The following is a 3,375-nucleotide window of genomic DNA, read 5'->3' as shown; positions in this document are numbered from 1 at the left end:
GTAAGGTTTGAGTTGTCGGGAATAATTGAAGTAGTGTCGACTGAGTTAAATGCAGATTCAGCATCAGCTTCTTTAGCTCTTGAGCCATTTGTACAAGAAATAAAAGAAACGCTGGCAGTAAGCAGAGAAAGTGCGAGGTAAACAAAAGATGGTTTCATAGTTAGACTGTGTTTTAGTTTCACAGAAAACGCATAAAGCCATCTTCTTATTTTATATTTTTAAGAATATTTTAAGTTTATTTTAAGAAAAATTTAAAATCATATATTTTACCACTCAATCTCTGACTAAATCTAAAACTGTTGCTTACCTTTGAAATAACAAATTTTATGAATTGAATTAGAAATGTCGAAAGAAGAACGTATTGAGCAGTTGGAAGCCTACAAACTCAAAGAAAGATTTACTTTAGATGATTGGGAAGACCGAGAAGTAGAAATGCCAATTCCCGAAATTGTAATGCTGATGAAATTGGAAGTGATAAAATTCACTAATTTTCTGATTGCTCAACTAAAAGCCGATGTTGAAAATCTTCAAACTAAAACTCAGCTATATTTTAATGCGTGGGATAATGAATTTTTCGACCAAGACCAAACCGAGTTTATTGTCGAGGTGGAATATGAAGCCATGCGAATTGCGGGTGTTGATGGTGATAAGATGATGATTTAGCAATATTTACAGGAATCTGATGGAAGATAATAACCTTCAAAGGCTTTCACGGCTAACTGCCATACTGACGACTCTACAAACCAAGCGTTTGATAACAGCTACTGAGTTATCCCGAAAATTTGGGGTGAGTGTTCGTACAATTTACCGAGATATTCGAGCTTTGGAAGCCTCGGGCGTTCCGATTTTTACCGAAGAAGGCAAAGGCTATTCGCTCGTGGAGGGCTACCGTTTGCCACCCGTTTCATTTTCTGAAAGCGAAGCCAACGCCTTGATAACGGCCGAACATTTGGTCTTAAACAATCAGGATAAATCATTTATTGAAAATTATTCGAGTGCTGTTGCCAAAATTAAAGCCATTCTTAGATACGACACCAAAGACAAAGTAGAATTACTCTCAAATCGTGTGCATATCTGGCAAAGTTCGCCCGAACAAGCCAAAAGTCAACACCTCGCTACCCTGCAACTTGCCCTTACGCACTTCAATTTGGTCAAGATTACCTATCAGACCGTAAACAATGAAGAAACAACGCAGCGAATTATTGAACCTTTTGCCACGTATTGCCTCGGAAAAGACAACTGGTTGTTGCTTGCGTGGTGTCGCCTGCGTGAAGATTTTAGAAATTTTAGAATTGATAAAATACGCCAATTGGAGGTACTAAACGAGAAGTTTCAGCCTCATCCGATGACCCTTGATGAATATTATGAAAAATTTGTTCAACCACAAATCACCCCCTGACATAGGGCTGTCATAGACCACCCCGACCTTTGTATCATTCTTTTAAATCTAAACTTTTTTAATCATGGAGAATGTACAAGAATTAGCCGTAGTAACTACCTCAGAAGCACTTTTAGAACACTGGCAAGGACACCGCCGTTTGACAAGAAAAGTTATTGAAGCCTTTCCTGAAAAAGATTTTTTCAATTTCTCGGTTGGAGGAATGCGAACATTTGCATTTTTGGCAATGGAAATTATTGACCTCACCGAATACGGCATCAAAGGCCTTGCAACGGGCATTTATCCAAACATAGATGAACTTCCACATCATGGAAACAATCCAGCTTTAATTCCTACAACAAAAGCAGACTTCTTGACAAAATGGGACGAAGTAACAGCGATTCTAAATGAATATTGGGAACAAATTCCCGAAGAGCGTTTTCAAGAAATAAATGTTGCTTTTGGTGCTTATGAGAACAAAAATATTGATACGATTTTGTATTTTATTGATAATGAGATTCATCATCGAGCTCAAGGAACGGTCTATTTACGAGCATTAGGCATTGAGCCACCAATGTTTTGGGATAGAAGCTAATAAACAAATGGGGCATATCATTCGCAGGTATGCCCCTTCTTTTTATATTTCAAAAATATTCCATACTTTGAATAAAAAACGCTCTCGTTGAATTTATTTAGAACCAAAGCCATCAACCTTCCAACTATGAATCTTCCTGCCATTCGTCTTTCTCAACAAAAAATCAAGCGTCAAGATTTATCGACTCCGCAAGAAGTTGTGGCTTATATGGGGGCAATGCAAGCCCAAGATTTAGAGATGTCGAAATGGGCAGTTGGGCTTCGTTTGTCGAATTCGACTAAAACCCTCATCGAAAATGCGTTGAATGATGGGTCGTTAGTTCGTACGCACATTCTTCGCCCTACTTGGCACATTGTTTCGGGGCAGGATGTTCGTTGGATGATGGCACTTACTGGCAAAAATATCAAAACATTGGCAGCTACATATGAGCGTAAGCTGGGAATTGATGCCGCATTATTTGTCAAAGCCAATAACTTGATAATAAAGGCATTGGAAGGTGGCAAAAGCCTTTCTCGACAAGAACTTATGCAGGAATTAGAAAAGGGAGGCATAAAAACAGATTCCAGCCGAGCCGTGCATTTTATGATGAATGCCGAAACCGATGCCATTGTTTGCAATGGTACACCCGGAGGAAAAGAAATAACTTATGCTCTGCTCGATGAAAAAGTACCTAAAGGATTAATACTTAATAAAGAAGAAAGCCTTTTTACTTTAGCTCAACGTTATTTTAGAAGCCATTCGCCTGCTACCTTACAAGATTTTCATTGGTGGTCGGGCTTATCAATGACCGACGCACGAGCGGGATTGCAAAGCATCCAAAACGATTTAGAGCAAATAGAGTATGAGGGAAAATCGTATTTTATGCACCGAGAAACTGAAGTTTCTGACTCAGAAGATTCGGTGTTTATGCTGCCTGCTTTTGACGAATATTGCGTGAGTTATAAAGACCGAAGTGCTGTTTTTGATAAACATTTACAAGGGCAAGCTATTACGAGCAATGGCATTTTTAAGCCAATCATTGTTATAAATGGTAAAGTTGATGGCGTTTGGAAGCGAACTATTCAGAAAAATAAGGTTTTAATAGAACCTACCTTTTTTGATGCTTCTAAAAAAGTTGATGTTGAAAAATTGCAGTCAGCCGCTCAAGGCTTTGGAGATTTTTTGGAATTGGAGGTTGAGGTAAAAAAAACTTGGTAGAACATAATTACTTCATTGCCGTCTGCTTTAGCTGACGGATTTTTGAATATAAACAAAATTGACTTTAGTCAAACTCAAATGGTTCGACTAAAGTCTAATCTGATTATCTATAAGTATCCGTCAGCTAAAGCAGACGGCAATGAATTTTTTCCAATACAATTTTCAAAGCACCATTTTCAAATAGTACTGCTGAACCATCAAAAAT

General features: G+C 38.1%; 4 protein-coding genes. All 4 read left to right on the top strand.

What is annotated here, in order from left to right; all coding sequences use genetic code 11:
- Positions 1–342: 342 nt before the first annotated feature.
- The 4 genes from ACOVO2_RS07775 (at position 343) to ACOVO2_RS07760 (ending at position 3,170) form a co-directional block, all read left to right on the top strand.
- Entirely contained in the window at positions 343–663 is a 321-nt protein-coding gene (locus ACOVO2_RS07775; protein WP_421769414.1) for a hypothetical protein, read from the top strand.
- Between the two features lie 19 nt (positions 664–682).
- Positions 683–1,399 (top strand): helix-turn-helix transcriptional regulator, encoded by a 717-nt coding sequence (locus tag ACOVO2_RS07770; RefSeq protein WP_421769413.1) that lies wholly within the window; start codon positions 683–685, stop codon positions 1,397–1,399.
- 64 nt (positions 1,400–1,463) lie between these two features.
- Positions 1,464–1,973, top strand: coding sequence for a DinB family protein (locus ACOVO2_RS07765; RefSeq protein WP_421769412.1), 510 nt, complete (start codon positions 1,464–1,466; stop codon positions 1,971–1,973).
- Between the two features lie 87 nt (positions 1,974–2,060).
- On the top strand, positions 2,061–3,170 hold the full coding sequence (locus ACOVO2_RS07760) for a winged helix DNA-binding domain-containing protein (RefSeq protein ID WP_421769411.1): 1,110 nt from the start codon (positions 2,061–2,063) through the stop codon (positions 3,168–3,170).
- The last annotated feature ends 205 nt before the right edge of the window (positions 3,171–3,375 follow it).

It is taken from the genome of Emticicia sp., from assembly GCF_049241225.1.
Classification (GTDB): Bacteria; Bacteroidota; Bacteroidia; order Cytophagales; family Spirosomataceae; genus Emticicia.
This window is presented reverse-complemented; position numbering and strand designations above follow the sequence as displayed.

Bases quoted from the DNA above. Each gene is read 5' to 3' on its own strand.
- ACOVO2_RS07770 (WP_421769413.1), top strand. From the start codon at position 683: ATGGAAGATAATAACCTTCAAAGGCTTTCACGGCTAACTGCCATACTG.
- ACOVO2_RS07765 (WP_421769412.1), top strand. From the start codon at position 1,464: ATGGAGAATGTACAAGAATTAGCCGTAGTAACTACCTCAGAAGCACTT.
- ACOVO2_RS07775 (WP_421769414.1), top strand. From the start codon at position 343: ATGTCGAAAGAAGAACGTATTGAGCAGTTGGAAGCCTACAAACTCAAA.